Genomic DNA, 17016 nt, shown 5'->3' on the forward strand with positions numbered 1-17016 from the left:
CGATCTTCCAGAAACCGAGGCGTCTGTATCGCGAGCAAGCTTTGCTCCCACAGACAGATCCTCTTGCCCTAAAGAACAGCGCAAGCCCGTCCCAGCGGCTTTATTGAATTCATCAGGAGTTGCACATGGCGAAGAAACCGCGGTCAGCCACGTTCATCAAGGACCCGCTCTGGTACAAGGATGCGGTGATCTATCAGGTACACGTCAAATCCTATTTTGATTCCAACAACGACGGTATCGGCGATTTCCCTGGCCTGATCGCCAAGCTCGACTACATCGCAGACCTGGGCGTCAACACCATCTGGCTGTTGCCGTTCTACCCATCGCCCCGGCGCGACGACGGTTATGACATTGCCGAATACCGTGGCGTCAGTCCCGACTACGGCACCATGGCCGATGCGCGGCGCTTCATCGCCGAAGCCCACAAGCGCAACCTGCGGGTCATCACCGAACTGGTCATCAACCACACCTCCGACCAGCACCCGTGGTTCCAGCGGGCACGCAAGGCCAAGCGCGGTTCCAAGGCGCGGGATTTCTACGTCTGGTCCGATGATGACCACAAGTACGACGGCACCCGGATCATTTTCCTCGACACCGAGAAGTCCAACTGGACCTGGGACCCGGTGGCCGGCCAGTACTTCTGGCACCGCTTCTATTCCCACCAGCCCGACCTCAACTTCGATAATCCGCAGGTCATCAAGGCCGTGCTGTCGGTGATGCGCTATTGGCTGGACATGGGCATCGACGGCCTGCGCCTGGACGCGATCCCTTACCTGATCGAACGCGATGGCACCAATAACGAAAACCTGCCCGAGACCCATGATGTCCTCAAGCTGATCCGCGCCGAGATCGACGCCAACTACCCCGACCGCATGCTGCTGGCCGAAGCCAATCAATGGCCGGAGGACACCCAACTGTACTTCGGCGATGTCGATGCCCAGGGCCTGAACGGTGACGAATGCCACATGGCGTTCCACTTCCCGCTGATGCCGCGCATGTACATGGCGCTGGCCCAGGAAGACCGCTTTCCCATCACCGACATCCTGCGCCAGACGCCCGAGATCCCGGCCAATTGCCAATGGGCGATTTTCCTGCGCAACCATGATGAGTTGACCCTGGAAATGGTCACCGACAAGGAGCGCGATTACCTGTGGAACTACTACGCGTCCGACCGTCGGGCGCGCATCAACCTGGGCATCCGTCGACGCCTGGCGCCGCTGGTGGAGCGCGACCGTCGTCGGGTCGAATTGCTCAACAGCCTGCTGCTGTCGATGCCCGGCACGCCGACCTTGTACTACGGTGACGAAATCGGCATGGGCGACAACATCTACCTGGGTGACCGCGACGGTGTGCGCACGCCGATGCAGTGGTCCATCGACCGCAATGGCGGCTTCTCCCGGGCCGACCCGGCCAGCCTGGTGCTGCCACCGATCATGGACCCGCAGTACGGCTATCAGTCGGTCAACGTCGAAACCCAGGCGGGCGATCCGCATTCGCTGCTCAACTGGACCCGGCGGATGCTGGCGGTGCGCAAGCAGTCCAAGGCTTTCGGTCGTGGCACCCTGAAAATGCTGTCGCCGAGCAACCGGCGGATCCTGGCCTATACCCGTGAATACACCGGGCCGGATGGCAAGCATGAAATCATTCTCTGCGTGGCCAACGTGTCCCGCAGCGCCCAGGCCGCCGAGCTGGACCTGTCGACCTACGCGGGCATGGTTCCGGTTGAGATGCTGGGGGGCAATGCCTTCCCACCCATCGGCCAGCTGAATTTCCTGCTGACCCTGGCGCCTTATGGCTTCTATTGGTTCGCCCTGGCGGCGGAAAACCAGATGCCGAGCTGGCACGTGGAGCCGGCCCAGAGCCTGCCGGATTTCACCACCCTGGTCTTGAAAAAACGCCTGGAAGAATTGCTCGAAGCGCCATCGCGCACCACCCTGGAGCAAACCATCCTGCCGAGCTGGCTGCAGAACCGGCGCTGGTTCGCCGGCAAGGACAGCGCCATCGAGAAGGTCGACATCGTCTATGGCGTGCGTTTCGGTGATCCGCAGCATCCGGTGCTGCTCAGCGAAATCGACGTCACCAGTGGCGGCCAGACGCTGCGTTACCAACTGCCTTTCGGCCTGTTGGCCGAAGATCAGGTCGGCGCGGCGCTACCGCAACAACTGGCACTGTCCCGGGTCCGCCGGGTACGTCAGGTGGGGTTGATCACCGATGCGTTCAGCCTGGAAAGCTTCATCCGGGCCGTGCTGAACAGCATGCAGGCGGCCACGGTGCTGCCGTACGCCGATGGCGAGTTACGTTTCGAACCCACCGAGGGATTGGCGGCGCTGAATCTGGGTTCCGAGCCGGAGGTGCGTTACCTGTCCGCGGAACAGTCCAACAGTTCGGTGGTGGTGGGCGGCAGCCTGGTGCTCAAGCTGATCCGCAAGGTCGCTTCCGGCGTACATCCGGAACTGGAGATGAGCGCCTACCTGACCGCCGCGGGCTTCAGCAATATTTCGCCGCTGCTGGGTTCGGTGATTCGCCGCGACAGCGAGGGCGAGGATGCGCTGCTGATGATCGCCCAAGGCTACCTGAGCAACCAGGGCGATGCCTGGGAATGGACCCAGAACAACCTCGAACGTGCGTTGCGTGATGAGCTGGCCGATGCGGTGTCCGAGCAGGAGCAGCATTACAACGCGTTGGGTGAACTGAAGGATTTCGCCGGCATGCTCGGCCAGCGCCTGGGCGAAATGCACCAGGTGCTGGCCCAGGCCACCGACAACCCGGACTTCACCCCGCAGAAAACCACCGCCAAGGACGCCCAGGCCATCGGCCGGGACGTGGCTGCCCAAGTGGAAAATGCCTTGCGTCTGCTCAAGCAGCACCAGAGCCAATTGAACCCGGCGGACCAAGCCATGGTCGCACGCTTGCTGGAGCAGAAAAAAGCCGTCCTGGCCCATGTCCAGGAATTGGCCGGCAAGGCCGCCGGTGGTTTGCGCATCCGGGTTCATGGCGATTTGCATCTGGGGCAGGTGCTGGTGATCAAGGGCGACGCCTACCTGATCGACTTCGAAGGCGAACCGGCTCGGCCGTTGCACGAACGCAGGGGCAAGCACAGCCCGTACAAGGATGTCAGCGGCGTGCTGCGCTCCTTCGATTACGCGGCGGCCATGGCGATTCACTTGCACACCGTCGACAGCACGGCCGACGCCGACGCGGCGCGCCAACGGGTTGCCGATCGCTATTTGACCGAGGCTCGCCAGGCATTTGTCCAGGCATATCGACTGGCGGCAGCTAGTCTTGCTCATGAGTGGAAGGATGCTGAAGGCGAAGACGCCGCGCTGGCGTTGTTCGGCCTGGAGAAGGCGGCCTATGAAGTGGCCTATGAAGCCGAGAATCGCCCCGCCTGGCTGCCCGTGCCGTTGCACGGTCTGTACGGGTTATTGAGTGGGCTTGAACCCTTTTCCGACTTGGGCGGACCGATTTAGTGGAGAGCATCATGAGTGTCTCGAACAAGGAACCACAGGGACAGGCCAAAGAGTCTTTGCTGCCGTCCCCCCGTGATATCGACGCGCTGGTGCGTGCCGAACATCACGATCCGTTTTCCATCCTGGGGCCCCATGGCGACGGTGACGGCGGCCAGTTCATCCGGGCGTACCTGCCCGGTGCGCTGAGCGTGCACGTGATCGCCCGCAACGGCGGCGAGGAGTTGGGTGAGCTGCAGCTGGGCGACACGCCGGGCCTGTTCGCCGGACATTTCGACCATGCCCAGCCTTATCTGCTGCGCACCCGCTGGGCCGGTGGCGAGCAGGTGGCCGAAGACCCCTACAGCTTCGGGCCGTTGCTGGGGGAAATGGATCTCTACCTGTTTGCCGAAGGCAATCATCGCGATCTCAGTTCCTGCCTGGGGGCGCAACTGACCACTGTCGATGGCGTCGACGGTGTGCGGTTCGCCGTGTGGGCGCCGAATGCCCGACGGGTGTCGGTGGTCGGTGACTTCAACGCCTGGGACGGACGCCGCCATCCGATGCGCATCCGTTATCCGTCGGGCGTATGGGAGCTGTTTATCCCGCGCCTGGGGGCTGGAGAAGCCTACAAGTATGAAGTCCTCGGTGCCCACGGCATCCTGCCGCTCAAGGCCGACCCGGTGGCGCTGGCCAGCCAGATGCCCCCGGACACCGCGTCGAAAGTCGCCTCGCCGTTGAAGATCGAGTGGCAGGACGGCGAATGGATGCAGCACCGTCGCGAACGCCAGATCCCCAGTGCACCGTTGTCGATCTACGAATTGCACGCCGGTTCCTGGCAATGCGAAATCGACGAGGCCGGGGAGGTGGCCCGGCAGTACAACTGGCATGAGCTGGCCGAGCGGCTGATTCCCTACGTCAAGGAGCTGGGCTTCACCCACATCGAGCTGATGCCGATCATGGAGCACCCGTTCGGCGGCTCGTGGGGCTACCAGCCGCTGTCGCAGTTCGCGCCGACGGCACGCTTCGGCTCGCCGGATGATTTTGCCGCGTTCGTCAATGCCTGCCACCAGGCTGACATCGGCGTGATCCTCGACTGGGTGCCGGCGCATTTCCCCACCGACACCCACGGCCTGGCCCAGTTCGACGGTACGGCGCTGTACGAGTACGGCAACCCGCTGGAAGGCTTCCACCAGGATTGGGATACCCTGATCTACAACCTGGGACGCACCGAGGTCCACGGCTTCATGCTGGCTTCGGCCCTGCACTGGTTGAAGCATTTCCACGTCGATGGCCTACGTGTGGATGCCGTGGCGTCGATGTTGTATCGCGACTATTCGCGCAAGGCCGGGGAATGGGTGCCTAACCGCCACGGTGGGCGCGAGAACCTGGAGGCCATCGACTTTCTGCGCCACCTCAACGATGTGGTCGCCCTGGAAGCCCCGGGCGCGCTGGTCATTGCCGAAGAGTCCACCGCCTGGCCCGGTGTCAGCCAGAGCACGCAACAGGGCGGCCTGGGCTTCGCCTACAAATGGAACATGGGCTGGATGCACGATTCGCTGCACTACATCCAGCAGGATCCGGTGTATCGCGCCCATCATCACAACGAACTGAGTTTTGGCCTGGTGTACGCCTGGTCCGAGCGGTTCGTCCTGCCGATTTCCCACGACGAAGTGGTCCATGGCAAACGCTCGCTGATCGACAAGATGCCCGGCGACCGCTGGCAGAAATTCGCCAACCTGCGTGCCTACCTCAGTTTCATGTGGGGCCATCCGGGCAAGAAGCTGTTGTTCATGGGCTGCGAGTTCGGTCAGTGGCGCGAGTGGAACCATGACCAGCAACTGGACTGGTACCTGACGCAATACGCCGAACACCGTGGGGTGCAGAAGCTGGTGGGCGACCTGAACCGACTCTATCGCGAGGAGCCGGCGCTGCACGATCAGGATGACGCGCCCCAAGGGTTCCAGTGGTTGATCGGCGACGATGCAATGAACAGCGTCTACGCCTGGCTACGCTGGAGCAAGGAGGGCCGGCCGGTGCTAGTGGTCGCCAACTTCACGCCGGTGCCTCGTGAGGCCTATCGCGTTGGCGTGCCTTTCGCCGGGCGTTGGGTGGAATTGCTCAACAGCGATGCCGACACCTATGCCGGCTCCAACTACGGCAACGGCGGCGGTGCGTCCACCGAACCAGTGCCCAGCCATGGCCAGGCCTTGTCCCTTGAACTCAACCTGCCGCCGTTGGCGGTGTTGATCCTGCGGCCGGAGGGGTAGCCGTTATCAATACCAGAGGCGAATGATGGCTGTGGCGAGGGGATTTATCTGTGGCGAGGGGATTTATCCCCGCTCGGTTGCGTAGCGACCGTCAAAAAAGGGGGCCGCTGCGCAGCCCAGCGGGGATAAATCCCCTCGCCACAAGAGCAGGGTCTTCCTGAAGATCAGCGCACGAGACACGGCTGCTTGTTGTTGAACGTCCAGCCTGGAATCAGGTACTGCATCGCCACCGCATCGTCCCGTGCCCCAAGTCCCATGCCTTTGTACAGCTCATGGGCCTTGGCCAACTGATCCATGTCCAACTCGATTCCCAGCCCCGGCTTCTTCGGCACCTGCACGCAGCCACCCTGGATCTGCAAGGGTGCCTTGGTCAGCCGTTGGCCGTCCTGCCAGATCCAGTGAGTGTCGATGGCCGTGATGTCACCCGGCGCGGCGGCGGCCACGTGGGTGAACATCGCCAGGGAAATGTCGAAGTGATTGTTGGAGTGCGAGCCCCAGGTCAATCCCCACTCATTGCACATCTGCGCCACTCGCACCGAACCCTGCATGGTCCAGAAATGCGGATCGGCCAAGGGGATGTCCACGGACTGCAAGGTGATGGCGTGGCCCATCTCGCGCCAATCGGTGGCGATCATGTTGGTGGCGGTCTTCAGGCCGGTGGCACGGCGAAACTCCGCCATGACCTCGCGGCCCGAGTAACCGTTCTCGGCACCGCAAGGGTCTTCGGCATAGGCCAGTACCCGGTGCTGGTCACGGCACAGGCGGACGGCTTCCTTGAGCGACCAGGCGCCGTTCGGGTCCAGGGTTATGCGGGCCTGGGGGAAGCGTTCGGCCAGGGCGGTGACCGCTTCGATCTCTTCGTCGCCCCTGAGCACGCCGCCCTTGAGTTTGAAGTCCTGGAAGCCGTAGCGCGTATGGGCCGCTTCGGCCAGGCGCACCACGGCGGCGGCGTCCAGGGCCTTCTCATGGCGTACTCGGAACCAGTCGTTGTCGGCATCCGGCTCGCTGCGGTAGGGCAGGTCGGTCTGCTGGCGATCACCGACGTAGAACAGATAACCCAGCATCTTCACTTCATCGCGCTGCTGGCCTTCGCCGAGCAGGGCGGCGACCGGTACGTCCAGGTGCTGGCCGAGCAGATCCAACAAGGCCGCTTCCAGGCCGGTGACCGCATGGATGGTGATACGCAGGTCGAAGGTCTGCAGGCCGCGGCCCCCGGCATCGCGGTCGGCGAACGCCTGGCGGACGCTGTTGAGGATCTTCTGGTAGGTGCCGATGGGGTTGCCGACCACCAGCGCCCGGGCGTCCTCGAGAGTCTGGCGAATGCGCTCGCCGCCGGGCACTTCGCCGACGCCGGTACGGCCGGCATTGTCCTTGAGAATGACGACGTTGCGGGTGAAGAACGGGCCATGGGCGCCGCTGAGGTTCAGCAACATACCGTCATGGCCGGCCACGGGTACGATCTGCATGCTGGTGATGATCGGGGCTTTGCTGGTTTCTTGGGAATTCATTGTTTTTATCCTTGAACGAATCGAATGATCAGACGTGGCTGGCCACCGGATTGGCCGGTGTCGTGGCGGTTTTGGGCTTGGGCACATTGCGCGCGGCAAAGACGATGATTGCAGCGATGATGGACGTGCCCGCCAAGCCATAGAGACCGCCCTGGATCGAACCGGTGTGCTCCTCCAGCAGGCCGAACGTCGTCGGGGCGACGAACCCGCCAAGGTTGCCCACCGAGTTGATCAGCGCAATGACCCCGGCAGCCACCCGTGCATCCAGGTACGCCTGGGGGATCGGCCAGAACAGCGAAGACGCCGACTTGAAGCCCAGGGCCGCGAAGCAGATGGCGACGAAGGCAAAGATCGGTCCGCCGACGGTCGACATGAACATCCCCGCCGCTGCAATCAGCAGCGCAGCCGCGACCCAGGCTTGCTGGAACTTCCATTTGGCCGACAGCGAGGCGAAGGCGTACATGCCGACAATCGACAGCAGCCAGGGAATCGAGTTGAACAGCCCGACCTGGAAGTCGCTGAGGTCGCCCATCTTCTTGATGATGCTCGGCAGCCAGAACGTGGCGGCGTAGATCGTCAGCTGAATGAAGAAGTAGATCAGGCAGAACAGGATGATCTGGCGATCCTTGAGCAACTGGCCGATGGACAACTTGACCGGGGTCGCCGCTTCGCGGGCCCGCTGTTCGTCATCGATGGTTTTCACCAGTGCGTCCTGTTCTTCACGGTCCAGCCACTTGGCGTCGTGGGGCTTGGAGTCCAGCCAGAACCAGACGAAGAAGCACAGGCCGACAGAGAACATCCCTTCGATGAAATACATCCATTGCCAGCCGTGCATGCCCAGGCCGTTGATCTGCAGCAACAATCCGGACAATGGGCCGGAGATCAACGAAGCGATCGCCGAACCGCTGAGGAAGATGGCGATGGCTTTGCCGCGCTCGACGGCGGGGAGCCAGCGGGTGAAGTAATAGATCACTCCGGGAAAGAAACCGGCCTCGGCCACACCCAGCAAGAAACGCAGGATGTAGAAGTGGGTTTCGTTCTGGATGAAGGCCATGCCGGCTGCCACCAGGCCCCAGGTGAGCATGATGCGGGTCAGCCAGATGCGCGCGCCGATTCTTTGCAGCAGGATGTTGGAAGGGACTTCGAACAGTGCGTAGCCGATGAAGAACAGCCCGGCGCCGAAGCCGTACGCTGCCGCACCGATGCCCAGGTCGTGCTCCATGTGGGCACGCACGAAGCCGATGTTCACACGGTCGATGTAGTTCACGATAAACATGATGACGAACAGCGGCAGGATATGGCGCTTGACCTTGGAAATGGCCGACGACAGCACTGGATCCGCGCCGGCATTCGCCTTGAGGCTGGATGTGTTCACTGGTTTTTCTCTCCCACTCATTGTTTTTATGCGGGCATCGAGCAGGTGTCGATGTTGATAGACATCATACAACTTGATTTTTTTCGGTGACAAGTTGTTTTTCATGATGTTTGGAGAGGGTGATGGCGCTGCTTATGCCGTATTTATTGGTTTATAAGGAGCTTTAGAGCAATTTGTGCCGTGTGGGTGGTTGCATGAAGGAGGTCTTTCAACTGAATGGATAGCCAAGGAAATCTTGATATTTGGTGTGTTGTCATACAAGTTTGCCCTTGCCACGGTGTACATGCTCCAGCCCGCCGGTGGTAGGATCAGTCAGCCTGTATTCGAGGAACCCCGGCGATGCAAGACACCGACGCGCCCCAGCGCAAACGTACCCACAATCTGGCCCATGATCTGGTGGCGAAGCTCAGCCAGAGCATCCTGCTGGGGCAATTGAAACCGGGACAGAAGCTGCCCTCCGAAGGCGCCATCGTGCTGGAGCATGGTGTCAGCCGCACGGTGGTGCGCGAGGCGATTTCCAAGTTGCAGGCTTCGGGCCTGGTGGAGACGCGCCATGGCATCGGCACCTTCGTGCTGGAGCAAACCGGCGAGCCGGGGCTGCGCCTCAATGTCGATACCGCGGCAGGGGTGCGGGGCATCCTGGAACTGCGCCTGGGCCTGGAAACCCAGGCGGCTGCCTTGGCGGCCCAACGCCGCAGCGAACAGCATTTGCAGCAGATGCGCCAGGCGCTGGATGACTACCAGCGGTTGCTCAGCAACAACGACAGCTGCGTCGAAGCCGACCGGCGTTTCCATCTGCTCATCGCCGAGGCCACGGACAACACCTGTTTTGTCGAAGTCATGCAGCACCTGGGCAGCGCAATGATCCCCAGGACTCGGGTGAACGTGGCCGAAAGGGGTCAGGTTGACCTGGGGAAACTGGCGCAGTTGGCCAACCTCGAACACGAGGCCATCTTCAACGCCATCCAACGCCAGGACCCGGACGCCGCCCGCGCCGCCATGTGGCTGCATCTGACCAACAGCCGTGACCGGTTTGGCGCAGGGGCCTGATCGGTCGCTATCGCGAGCAAGCTTTGCTCCCACCGCAGCGTAGTCACGAAGTCCATTCACCACCGGACACCGTGGGAGCAAGGCTTGCCCGCGACAGAGCCATTAGATTCAACATCATCGTTGCTGACCCACCGCTATCGCGAGCAGGCTTTGCTCCCACCGGAAAGCTGCGTGGTCACGACAGTCCATTCACCACTGAACATCGTGGGAGCAAGGCTTGCCCGCGACAGCGCCATTAGATTCAACATCATCGTTGCTGACCTACCGCTATCGCGAGCAGGCTCGCTCCCACAATGGGTCTTCCGTGGACACACATTCTGTGACCGGCGCAGATCCCCTGTGGGAGCGAGCCTGCTCGCGATAGCGCCATCACAGCCAACATCACCCCGACAGTCAGCAGGCAAAAAAAACCGGCGCAACCGAGGTTGCGAGCAAGCTTTGCTCCCACCGGAAAGCTGCGTGGTCACGACAGTCCATTCACCACCGGACATCGTGGGAGCAAGGCTTGCCCGCGACAGCGCCATTAGATTCAACATCATCGTTGCTGACCCACCGCTATCGCGAGCAGGCTTTGCTCCCACCGGAAAGCTGCGTGGTCACGACAGTCCATTCACCACCGGACATCGTGGGAGTAAGGCTTGCCCGCGACAGCGCCATTAGATTCAACATCATCGTTGCTGACCCACCGCTATCGCGAGCAGGCTCGCTCCCACAATGGGTCTTCCGTGGACACACATCTGTGACCGGCGCAGATCCCCTGTGGGAGCGAGCCTGCTCGCGATAGCGCCATCACAGCCAACACCACCCCGACAGTCAGCAGGCAAAAAAACCGGCGCAACCGAGGTTGCGAGCAAGCTTTGCTCCCACCGGAAAGCTGCGTGGTCACGAAGTCCATTCACCACCGGACACCGTGGGAGCAAGGCTTGCCCGCGACAGCGCCATTAGATTCAACATCATCTTTGCTGACCCACCGCTATCGCGAGCAGGCTCGCTCCCACAATGGGTCTTCCGTGGACACACATTCTGTGACCGGCGCAGATCCCCTGTGGGAGCGAGCCTGCTCGCGATAGCGCCATCACAGCCAACATCACCCCGACAGTCAGCAGGCAAAAAAAACCGGCGCAACCGAGGTTGCGAGCAAGCTTTGCTCCCACCGGAAAGCTGCGTGGTCACGACAGTCCATTCACCACCGGACATCGTGGGAGCAAGGCTTGCCCGCGACAGCGCCATCACAGCCAACATCACCCCGACAGTCAGCAGGCAAAAAAACCGGCGCAACCGAGGTTGCGCCGGTGGTGGTGCCGGTGGCAGTGCGGATATTCGTGGGTCCGCTCAGCCACCGTTGAGCCCGTTGCCGGTTATGGCCGTTCCAGGGCCAGGGCCACGCCCTGGCCGCCGCCGATGCACAGCGTCGCCAGGCCTTTCTTGGCGTCGCGCTTGATCATCTCATGCAGCAACGACACCAGTACCCGGCAGCCCGAAGCACCGATCGGGTGGCCCAGGGCGATGGCGCCGCCATTGACGTTGACCTTGTCCATGTCCCACTTCAGCTCCCTGGCCACGGCCAACGACTGGGCGGCAAAGGCTTCGTTGGCTTCGATCAGGTCCAGTTGCTCCAGGGACCAGCCGGCCTTGTCCAGGCAGCGGCGGGTGGCTGAAACCGGGCCGATGCCCATGATGGCCGGGTCGACGCCGGCGTTGGCGTAGGCACTGATTTTCGCCAGTACCGGCAAGCCCAGCGCCTTGGCTTTGTCGGCGCTCATCAGCAGCACCGCCGCCGCACCGTCATTGAGTGACGAAGCGTTGCCAGCGGTGACGCTGCCGTCCTTCTTGAAGGCGGGCTTGAGTTTGCCCAGGGATTCGGCGGTGGTGCCGGCCCGTGGTTGTTCGTCGGTGGCAAAGGTCAGCGGGTCGCCCTTGCGCTGGGGAATCTGGATCGGCGTGATCTCATCGGCGAACCGGCCACCCTCAATCGCGGCCACGGCTTTCTGCTGGGAGGCGGCGGCAAAGGCGTCCTGCTCCTCGCGACTGATGCCGTACTTGTCCACCAGGTTCTCGGCGGTGATGCCCATGTGGTAATCGTTGAAAGCATCCCACAAGCCATCGGTGATCATGCTGTCGATCATCTGCGCATGGCCCATGCGCAGGCCTGTGCGGGCAGCCGGCAGTACGTAGGGGGCCAGGCTCATGTTTTCCATGCCGCCGGCGATGATGACGTCGGCATCGCCACAGCGGATAGCCTGGGCACCGAGGTGTAACGCCTTGAGCCCCGAACCACAGACCTTGTTCAGGGTCATCGCGGGCACGGCATGGGGCAGCCCGGCCAGGATCGACGCCTGGCGCGCCGGGTTCTGCCCGGAGCCTGCGGTCAGCACCTGGCCAAGAATCACTTCATCGACCTGCTCGCCGGAAAGGCCGGTCTGTTCCAGCAGGCGACGGATCACCGCTGCACCGAGTTCCGGTGCGGCAATGGACGCCAGCGAACCCTGGAAGCTGCCGATGGCGGTACGGGTGGCGGCGACAATCACGACTTCTTGCATCGCATCTCTCCTCATTGGGCAGCGAACTGCATTTCAGGCACATGGTCCGGCACGATCAATTTGCCGGCGGTCTTGGCGACGATTTCCTCGACGCTGACGCCTGGGGCCCGTTCTTTCAGGATGAAGGCGCCATCTTGGATTTCCAGGTAGGCCAGGTCGGTCAGCACGCGCTTGATGCAACCGGCGCCAGTCAGCGGCAGGCTGCAACGGGGGAGCAGTTTCGATTCGCCGTCCTTCGACGCATGGGTCATGGTGACGATGATGTTCTCGGCACCGGCCACCAGGTCCATCGCCCCGCCCATGCCCTTGACCAGCTTGCCGGGGATCATCCACGAGGCGATGTTGCCTTCGACATCCACCTCGAACGCGCCGAGCACGGTCAGGTCGATGTGACCGCCGCGGATCATGGCGAACGATTCGGCCGAAGAAAAGATCGATGCGCCGATGCGCGCGGTAACGGTCTGCTTGCCGGCATTGATCATGTCGGCATCGACCTCGGCCTCGGTGGGGAACGCGCCCATGCCGAGCAAGCCGTTTTCCGATTGCAGCATGACTTCCATGCCTTCGGGGATGTAGTTGGCGACCAGGGTGGGAATGCCGATGCCCAGGTTCACGTAGTAGCCGTCCTGCATTTCGCGGGCGACGCGTTGAGCCATTTGTTCGCGGGAAAGTGCCATGTCGTTATTCCTTCTGTGGCTGGAGGCTGGGGATCACTTGCGTACGGTGCGCTGTTCGATGCGCTTCTCGAACGTGCCGCAGATGATCCGGTCGACGTAGATGCCAGGGGTATGGATCTGCGTCGGGTCCAGCTCGCCGGGTTCGACGATCTCTTCGACTTCGACCACGGTGATCTTGCCCGCCGTGGCGGCCAGTGGGTTGAAGTTCTGGGCGGTGTGGCGATAGACCACGTTGCCGAAGTGGTCGGCTTTCCAGCCTTTGACGATGGCGAAGTCGCCGGTGATGGACTCTTCCATCAAGTACTGACGACCATGGAACTCACGCACTTCCTTGCCTTCGGCCACCGGAGTACCGACGCCGGTGGCGGTAAAGAACGCGGGGATGCCTGCACCGCCGGCGCGCATTTTTTCCGCGAGGGTGCCTTGGGGGGTGAGTTGGACTTCGATCTCGCCGCTCAACAACTGCTGCTCGAAGAGGGCGTTCTCGCCCACGTAGGAGGCAATCACTTTGCGGATCTGCCGATCTTCCAGGAGCACGCCGAGGCCGAAGCCATCGACGCCGCAGTTGTTGGACACCACGGTGAGGTCGCGGATGCCCTTGCGCTTGATCTCGGCGATCAGGTTTTCCGGAATGCCGCACAGGCCGAAGCCGCCGGCGATGACGGTCATGCCGTCCTTCAAGCCCGCCAGCGCTTCTTCATAGGAGCTCACGCGTTTGTCGAAACCTGCCATAGACACCTCTTTTATTCTTGATGGGGTCGCAATGGAATGCAGTGTTACGCCAAGTCATATATTTGTTAAGTTGATTTTTAGATTAGATTGATTGATAAATCTCAATAATCGCCGCCCACCTCTTGCGGCTCGGAGCAAAGTGACCATGACCCTCAAGCAGATCCGTGCCTTTCTGGCCGTGGCCCAAAGCCTGAGCTTCGCCGTGGCGTGTGAGCGACTGCATCTGTCCCAGTCGGCCCTGAGCCTGACCATCAAGGCCCTGGAAGAAGGCTTGGGCGGGCGCCTGTTCAGCCGCAACACCCGCAACGTGGCCCTGACGCCTGAGGGGGAATCCCTGTTGCCCCTGGCCCGACGGCTGATTGCCGACTGGGACAACGCCGAGGATGAGATGCGCCAGCGCTTTACCTTGCAACGCGGACGGGTGACCCTGGCGGCCATGCCGTCGTTCGCCGGCAACCTGCTGCCACCGATCCTCAAGACCTTCCGCGTCCGCTATCCGAATGTCAACGTCACGGTCAACGATGTGATCAACGAACAGGTGCTGGAGATGGTGCGTGACCGTCACGTCGAACTGGGCGTTGCGTTCGAGCCGCTGCCGGGTTCATCCCTGGCGTTCACGCCGTTGTACCTGGATCGTTTCGTCGCGGTGGTACCGTTGGATTCGCCGTTGGCCCAACGCAGCGAAATCCAGTGGCAGACCTTGTTGGAACAGCCGTTCATCACCCTGCAACGGCCCTCCACCGTGCGGGTGATGCTGGAAGAGCATCTCCAGGCCCGGGGCATGAAGCTGCCGGTGGAGTTCGAGAGCCATCAGTTGGCGACGGTCGGACGCATGGTCGCCAGCGGCCTGGGGGTGAGCGCGGTGCCGGCGTTGTGCGTCGGGCAAATGCATGAACTCGGTGCCCGCTGCATCACCCTGGGCGATCCGGTGGTGGAGCGCGCCATTGGTGTGCTGACCAAACCGGGGCATGAACTCTCGGCGGCGGCGCAGGCGCTGTTCGATACCCTCAAGGATCAGGACCTGGGTGCTCGATTGGGGATGCATTGAGCCCGGACCTTCGGGCGTCAGCTTACATTGATGTCGCTGACAAATTGCCTTCGCGAGCAGGCTCGCTCCCACAGGGGACAGCGGCGACCTCCTGTGGGAGCGAGCCTGCTCGCGAAGGGGCAGAACATTCAACACAAATGCAGCCGAACCGCCACCCGTGCCTTTCGTCGCCCTGCATCGCGCTTTCTTCAAACTTTCCCGCTGCCTGGAACATCCACTTTTATGTGCGGTATTTCAGAACCGTCGCGCTGCGGTGCAGTCTCGACCACGGAAAAGGAGAAGGAAATGGCAACGCCTAAAGAGAACCTGCTGGACTGGCTCAACGACGCCCATGCCATGGAGCAGCAAGCGGAAAAAATGCTCAAGGCCCAGGCCGAGCGGCTGAAGCACTACCCGGTGCTCAAGGCCCGCATCGAAGAGCATCTGCAGGAAACCCTCGGGCAACAGAAGCTGGTGGAGCAATGCATCCAGCGATTGGGCGGCAGCACATCGATGATCAAGGACATGGCCGGCAAGCTCATGGCTTTCGGTCAGGCGGTCGGTGGCATGACCATGAGCGATGAGGTGGTCAAGGGCGCGATGAGCGGCTACGTGTTCGAGAACCTGGAAATCGCTTCCTATACCGTGCTGATCGCGGCGGCGAAAGTGGCCGGCGACGTCGAGACCCAGCGGGCCTGCGAGCAGATCCTGCCACAAGAGATCGCCATGGCCGATTGGCTGCGCGACCACTTGCCGGAGATCACCCAGGCGTTCCTGGAACGCTCCGACAATCCCCATACCGAAGCCAAGCGCTGAACGTGAAGAGCGGCCGACCCAGGGCCGGCCGTTCGCCAACCGGCGCATAGAGGAGGTGTATGAATCAGACCAGCGGAGAGGTACGAGCCATCAATCGACAGAGCGCAATGGTGGGTGTGTACGTGGCGCAGGAGGAAGGCCACACCGTGCTTGAGTTGCGTTCGGCCAATGACATCGACGTCGGTGACGTCATGGAATGGAGCAGCGGCACGGCCCTTGGCATCCAGTCCTACCGCAACCTGACCAAAGGCTGGGACGCCGAGGTGTACGTGGTCAAGCACGGTATCGCGGCAGCCAATCTCGAGGTCCAGTTGCTGGTGGGCTCCTAGGAGAAAAAGCATGAGCGAATCGAAGATGAAATGCGGCTGCCCCGATTGCCAATGTGAGGTGGACCCACAGCGGATGTTCAACCATGACGGCGAGGCCTATTGCAGTCAGGCCTGCGCCGAGCAGCACCCCAATGGCGAACCCTGTCCGGCGCCCGACTGCCATTGCGAGCGCAGTGGCAAGGTCGGGGAGCGGGACGTGACCAATGAGCAACTGGACGATGCGCTGGAGGAAACCTTCCCGGCCAGTGATCCGATTTCTCCCTGATTAACGGCACGTCTATATCCGGGCAGTGGCGACAGGGTGCCCGGACGCCGCAAGCCGGACAGTGCGGCGGTGCAAGATAACGCCGGCAGCCCGCGAGTTTTGGCTTCCTGGAACGGCGCGAGGTATGGGTGACGAGACCGGTGCAGTGGGGTGCCGGCGCCATCCGGCCTTTGGCGGACGGCGTGGAAAGACACGCACTGTTCATTGGGCTTTTTGCCGGCCTGTTTCAGGTCCGTCGATAGCCTTTAATTATTTAAGTGAATTTATCGGCTGCCGCTTGTTCGATAGCATCGGATTGTGTGTTTTTAATGAACTCACAAGTGCTGACCGTTCGTCGCCGGTTGCCGAACTCTGTTCAAACCTTATCGGCCTCGTGTTCTCCGAATAATACGAGCCGACAGGTTCGCGGATAGTAACTAACGAGGTGAATGAAATGGCTAATACAGGCAATAAAAACCCTGGCAATTTCGCTAACGATCGTGAAAAGGCATCGGAAGCCGGGAAAAAAGGCGGGCAAGCGTCCGGGGGCAATTTTGCCAACGATCCTGCACGCGCTTCGGAGGCCGGCCGCAAAGGTGGCCAGGCGTCCGGCGGCAATTTCGCCAATGACCCTCAACGTGCCGCAGAGGCTGGGCGCAAGGGCGGGCAGGCGTCCGGTGGCAATTTTGCCAACGACCCTGAGCGTGCTTCGGAAGCTGGTCGCAAAGGCGGACAGGCATCGGGTGGCAATTTCGCCAACGACCGGGAAAAAGCTTCGGAAGCCGGCAAGAAGGGCGGTGAAAGTAGCCACGGCGGTGGGCGCAAGTCGTAACACGCCATGACAGGCAGGCCCCTTGGCGCTGACAGGGGGCTTGTACTGCCAAGCTATAAAAATACCCATTGGCTGCGTTATTCAATGATTTGAAGATTGGCGTGATCGAGTTTTCCGCCTGCTGTCGTTATTGAGTAAAAAGTAAATTTAATTTCCTTTATTTATTCAGA

Annotated in this window: 14 protein-coding genes; 9 read left to right on the forward strand and 5 right to left on the reverse strand. The window is 61.7% G+C overall.

Annotated elements, in window-relative coordinates; all coding sequences use genetic code 11:
• Positions 1-125 precede the first annotated feature (125 nt).
• Complete coding sequence (gene treS, locus FGE05_RS04395) at positions 126-3470, forward strand: maltose alpha-D-glucosyltransferase (RefSeq protein WP_139641876.1); 3345 nt, start codon at positions 126-128, stop codon at positions 3468-3470.
• A gap of 11 nt (positions 3471-3481) precedes the next feature.
• Positions 3482-5716, forward strand: coding sequence for a 1,4-alpha-glucan branching protein GlgB (gene glgB, locus FGE05_RS04400; RefSeq protein ID WP_139641878.1), 2235 nt, complete (start codon positions 3482-3484; stop codon positions 5714-5716).
• A gap of 164 nt (positions 5717-5880) precedes the next feature.
• Here glgB and gudD read toward each other — a convergent pair whose 3' ends face one another.
• Entirely contained in the window at positions 5881-7224 is a 1344-nt protein-coding gene (gene gudD, locus FGE05_RS04405; RefSeq protein WP_139641880.1) for a glucarate dehydratase, read from the reverse strand.
• Positions 7225-7252: 28 nt separating this feature from the next.
• Positions 7253-8620: an MFS transporter gene (locus tag FGE05_RS04410; RefSeq protein ID WP_139641882.1), complete on the reverse strand. Its 1368-nt coding sequence runs from the start codon at positions 8618-8620 to the stop codon at positions 7253-7255.
• A gap of 318 nt (positions 8621-8938) precedes the next feature.
• Between FGE05_RS04410 and FGE05_RS04415 the strand changes: the two genes are divergently transcribed.
• On the forward strand, positions 8939-9649 hold the full coding sequence (locus tag FGE05_RS04415) for a FadR/GntR family transcriptional regulator (protein ID WP_139641884.1): 711 nt from the start codon (positions 8939-8941) through the stop codon (positions 9647-9649).
• A 1358-nt stretch (positions 9650-11007) separates the two neighbouring features.
• On the opposite strand, the gene FGE05_RS04420 is transcribed toward FGE05_RS04415, so the two are convergent.
• Genes FGE05_RS04420 through FGE05_RS04430 form a run of 3 tightly spaced genes read right to left on the reverse strand, consistent with a single transcriptional unit; the run spans position 11008 to position 13598 of the window.
• Positions 11008-12189, reverse strand: coding sequence for an acetyl-CoA C-acetyltransferase (locus tag FGE05_RS04420; RefSeq protein ID WP_139641886.1), 1182 nt, complete (start codon positions 12187-12189; stop codon positions 11008-11010).
• An 11-nt stretch (positions 12190-12200) separates the two neighbouring features.
• A complete protein-coding gene (locus FGE05_RS04425) occupies positions 12201-12866 on the reverse strand; it encodes a CoA transferase subunit B (RefSeq protein WP_003180355.1) in 666 nt (221 codons plus the stop codon).
• 33 nt (positions 12867-12899) lie between these two features.
• Positions 12900-13598, reverse strand: coding sequence for a CoA transferase subunit A (locus FGE05_RS04430; protein WP_047703666.1), 699 nt, complete (start codon positions 13596-13598; stop codon positions 12900-12902).
• 145 nt (positions 13599-13743) lie between these two features.
• Between FGE05_RS04430 and FGE05_RS04435 the strand changes: the two genes are divergently transcribed.
• The 6 genes from FGE05_RS04435 to FGE05_RS04460 all read left to right on the forward strand — a co-directional run bounded on the left by FGE05_RS04435 (position 13744) and on the right by FGE05_RS04460 (position 16846).
• Entirely contained in the window at positions 13744-14646 is a 903-nt protein-coding gene (locus FGE05_RS04435) for a LysR family transcriptional regulator (protein WP_041023643.1), read from the forward strand.
• Positions 14647-14931: 285 nt separating this feature from the next.
• Positions 14932-15441: a ferritin-like domain-containing protein gene (locus FGE05_RS04440; RefSeq protein WP_139641888.1), complete on the forward strand. Its 510-nt coding sequence runs from the start codon at positions 14932-14934 to the stop codon at positions 15439-15441.
• 59 nt (positions 15442-15500) lie between these two features.
• Complete coding sequence (locus FGE05_RS04445) at positions 15501-15770, forward strand: hypothetical protein (protein WP_139641890.1); 270 nt, start codon at positions 15501-15503, stop codon at positions 15768-15770.
• Between the two features lie 10 nt (positions 15771-15780).
• A complete protein-coding gene (locus tag FGE05_RS04450; RefSeq protein ID WP_241802170.1) occupies positions 15781-16035 on the forward strand; it encodes a metallothionein in 255 nt (84 codons plus the stop codon).
• Between the two features lie 124 nt (positions 16036-16159).
• Entirely contained in the window at positions 16160-16423 is a 264-nt protein-coding gene (locus FGE05_RS04455; protein WP_139641892.1) for a hypothetical protein, read from the forward strand.
• Between the two features lie 45 nt (positions 16424-16468).
• Positions 16469-16846 (forward strand): general stress protein, encoded by a 378-nt coding sequence (locus FGE05_RS04460; protein WP_139642501.1) that lies wholly within the window; start codon positions 16469-16471, stop codon positions 16844-16846.
• Positions 16847-17016 lie beyond the last annotated feature (170 nt).

Source organism: Pseudomonas sp. ICMP22404 (assembly GCF_006227205.1).
Taxonomy (GTDB): Bacteria; Pseudomonadota; Gammaproteobacteria; order Pseudomonadales; family Pseudomonadaceae; genus Aquipseudomonas.

What these genes read in the sequence shown, in the direction of transcription:
- FGE05_RS04430 (WP_047703666.1), bottom strand. Translation starts at nt 13,598, where the DNA reads ATGGCAGGTTTCGACAAACGCGTGAGCTCCTATGAAGAAGCGCTGGCG.
- FGE05_RS04425 (WP_003180355.1), bottom strand. Translation starts at nt 12,866, where the DNA reads ATGGCACTTTCCCGCGAACAAATGGCTCAACGCGTCGCCCGCGAAATG.
- FGE05_RS04445 (WP_139641890.1), top strand. Translation starts at nt 15,501, where the DNA reads ATGAATCAGACCAGCGGAGAGGTACGAGCCATCAATCGACAGAGCGCA.
- FGE05_RS04415 (WP_139641884.1), top strand. Translation starts at nt 8,939, where the DNA reads ATGCAAGACACCGACGCGCCCCAGCGCAAACGTACCCACAATCTGGCC.
- FGE05_RS04420 (WP_139641886.1), bottom strand. Translation starts at nt 12,189, where the DNA reads ATGCAAGAAGTCGTGATTGTCGCCGCCACCCGTACCGCCATCGGCAGC.
- FGE05_RS04455 (WP_139641892.1), top strand. Translation starts at nt 16,160, where the DNA reads ATGGGTGACGAGACCGGTGCAGTGGGGTGCCGGCGCCATCCGGCCTTT.
- FGE05_RS04410 (WP_139641882.1), bottom strand. Translation starts at nt 8,620, where the DNA reads ATGAGTGGGAGAGAAAAACCAGTGAACACATCCAGCCTCAAGGCGAAT.
- FGE05_RS04435 (WP_041023643.1), top strand. Translation starts at nt 13,744, where the DNA reads ATGACCCTCAAGCAGATCCGTGCCTTTCTGGCCGTGGCCCAAAGCCTG.
- treS (WP_139641876.1), top strand. Translation starts at nt 126, where the DNA reads ATGGCGAAGAAACCGCGGTCAGCCACGTTCATCAAGGACCCGCTCTGG.
- FGE05_RS04450 (WP_241802170.1), top strand. Translation starts at nt 15,781, where the DNA reads ATGAGCGAATCGAAGATGAAATGCGGCTGCCCCGATTGCCAATGTGAG.
- gudD (WP_139641880.1), bottom strand. Translation starts at nt 7,224, where the DNA reads ATGAATTCCCAAGAAACCAGCAAAGCCCCGATCATCACCAGCATGCAG.
- FGE05_RS04440 (WP_139641888.1), top strand. Translation starts at nt 14,932, where the DNA reads ATGGCAACGCCTAAAGAGAACCTGCTGGACTGGCTCAACGACGCCCAT.
- glgB (WP_139641878.1), top strand. Translation starts at nt 3,482, where the DNA reads ATGAGTGTCTCGAACAAGGAACCACAGGGACAGGCCAAAGAGTCTTTG.
- FGE05_RS04460 (WP_139642501.1), top strand. Translation starts at nt 16,469, where the DNA reads ATGGCTAATACAGGCAATAAAAACCCTGGCAATTTCGCTAACGATCGT.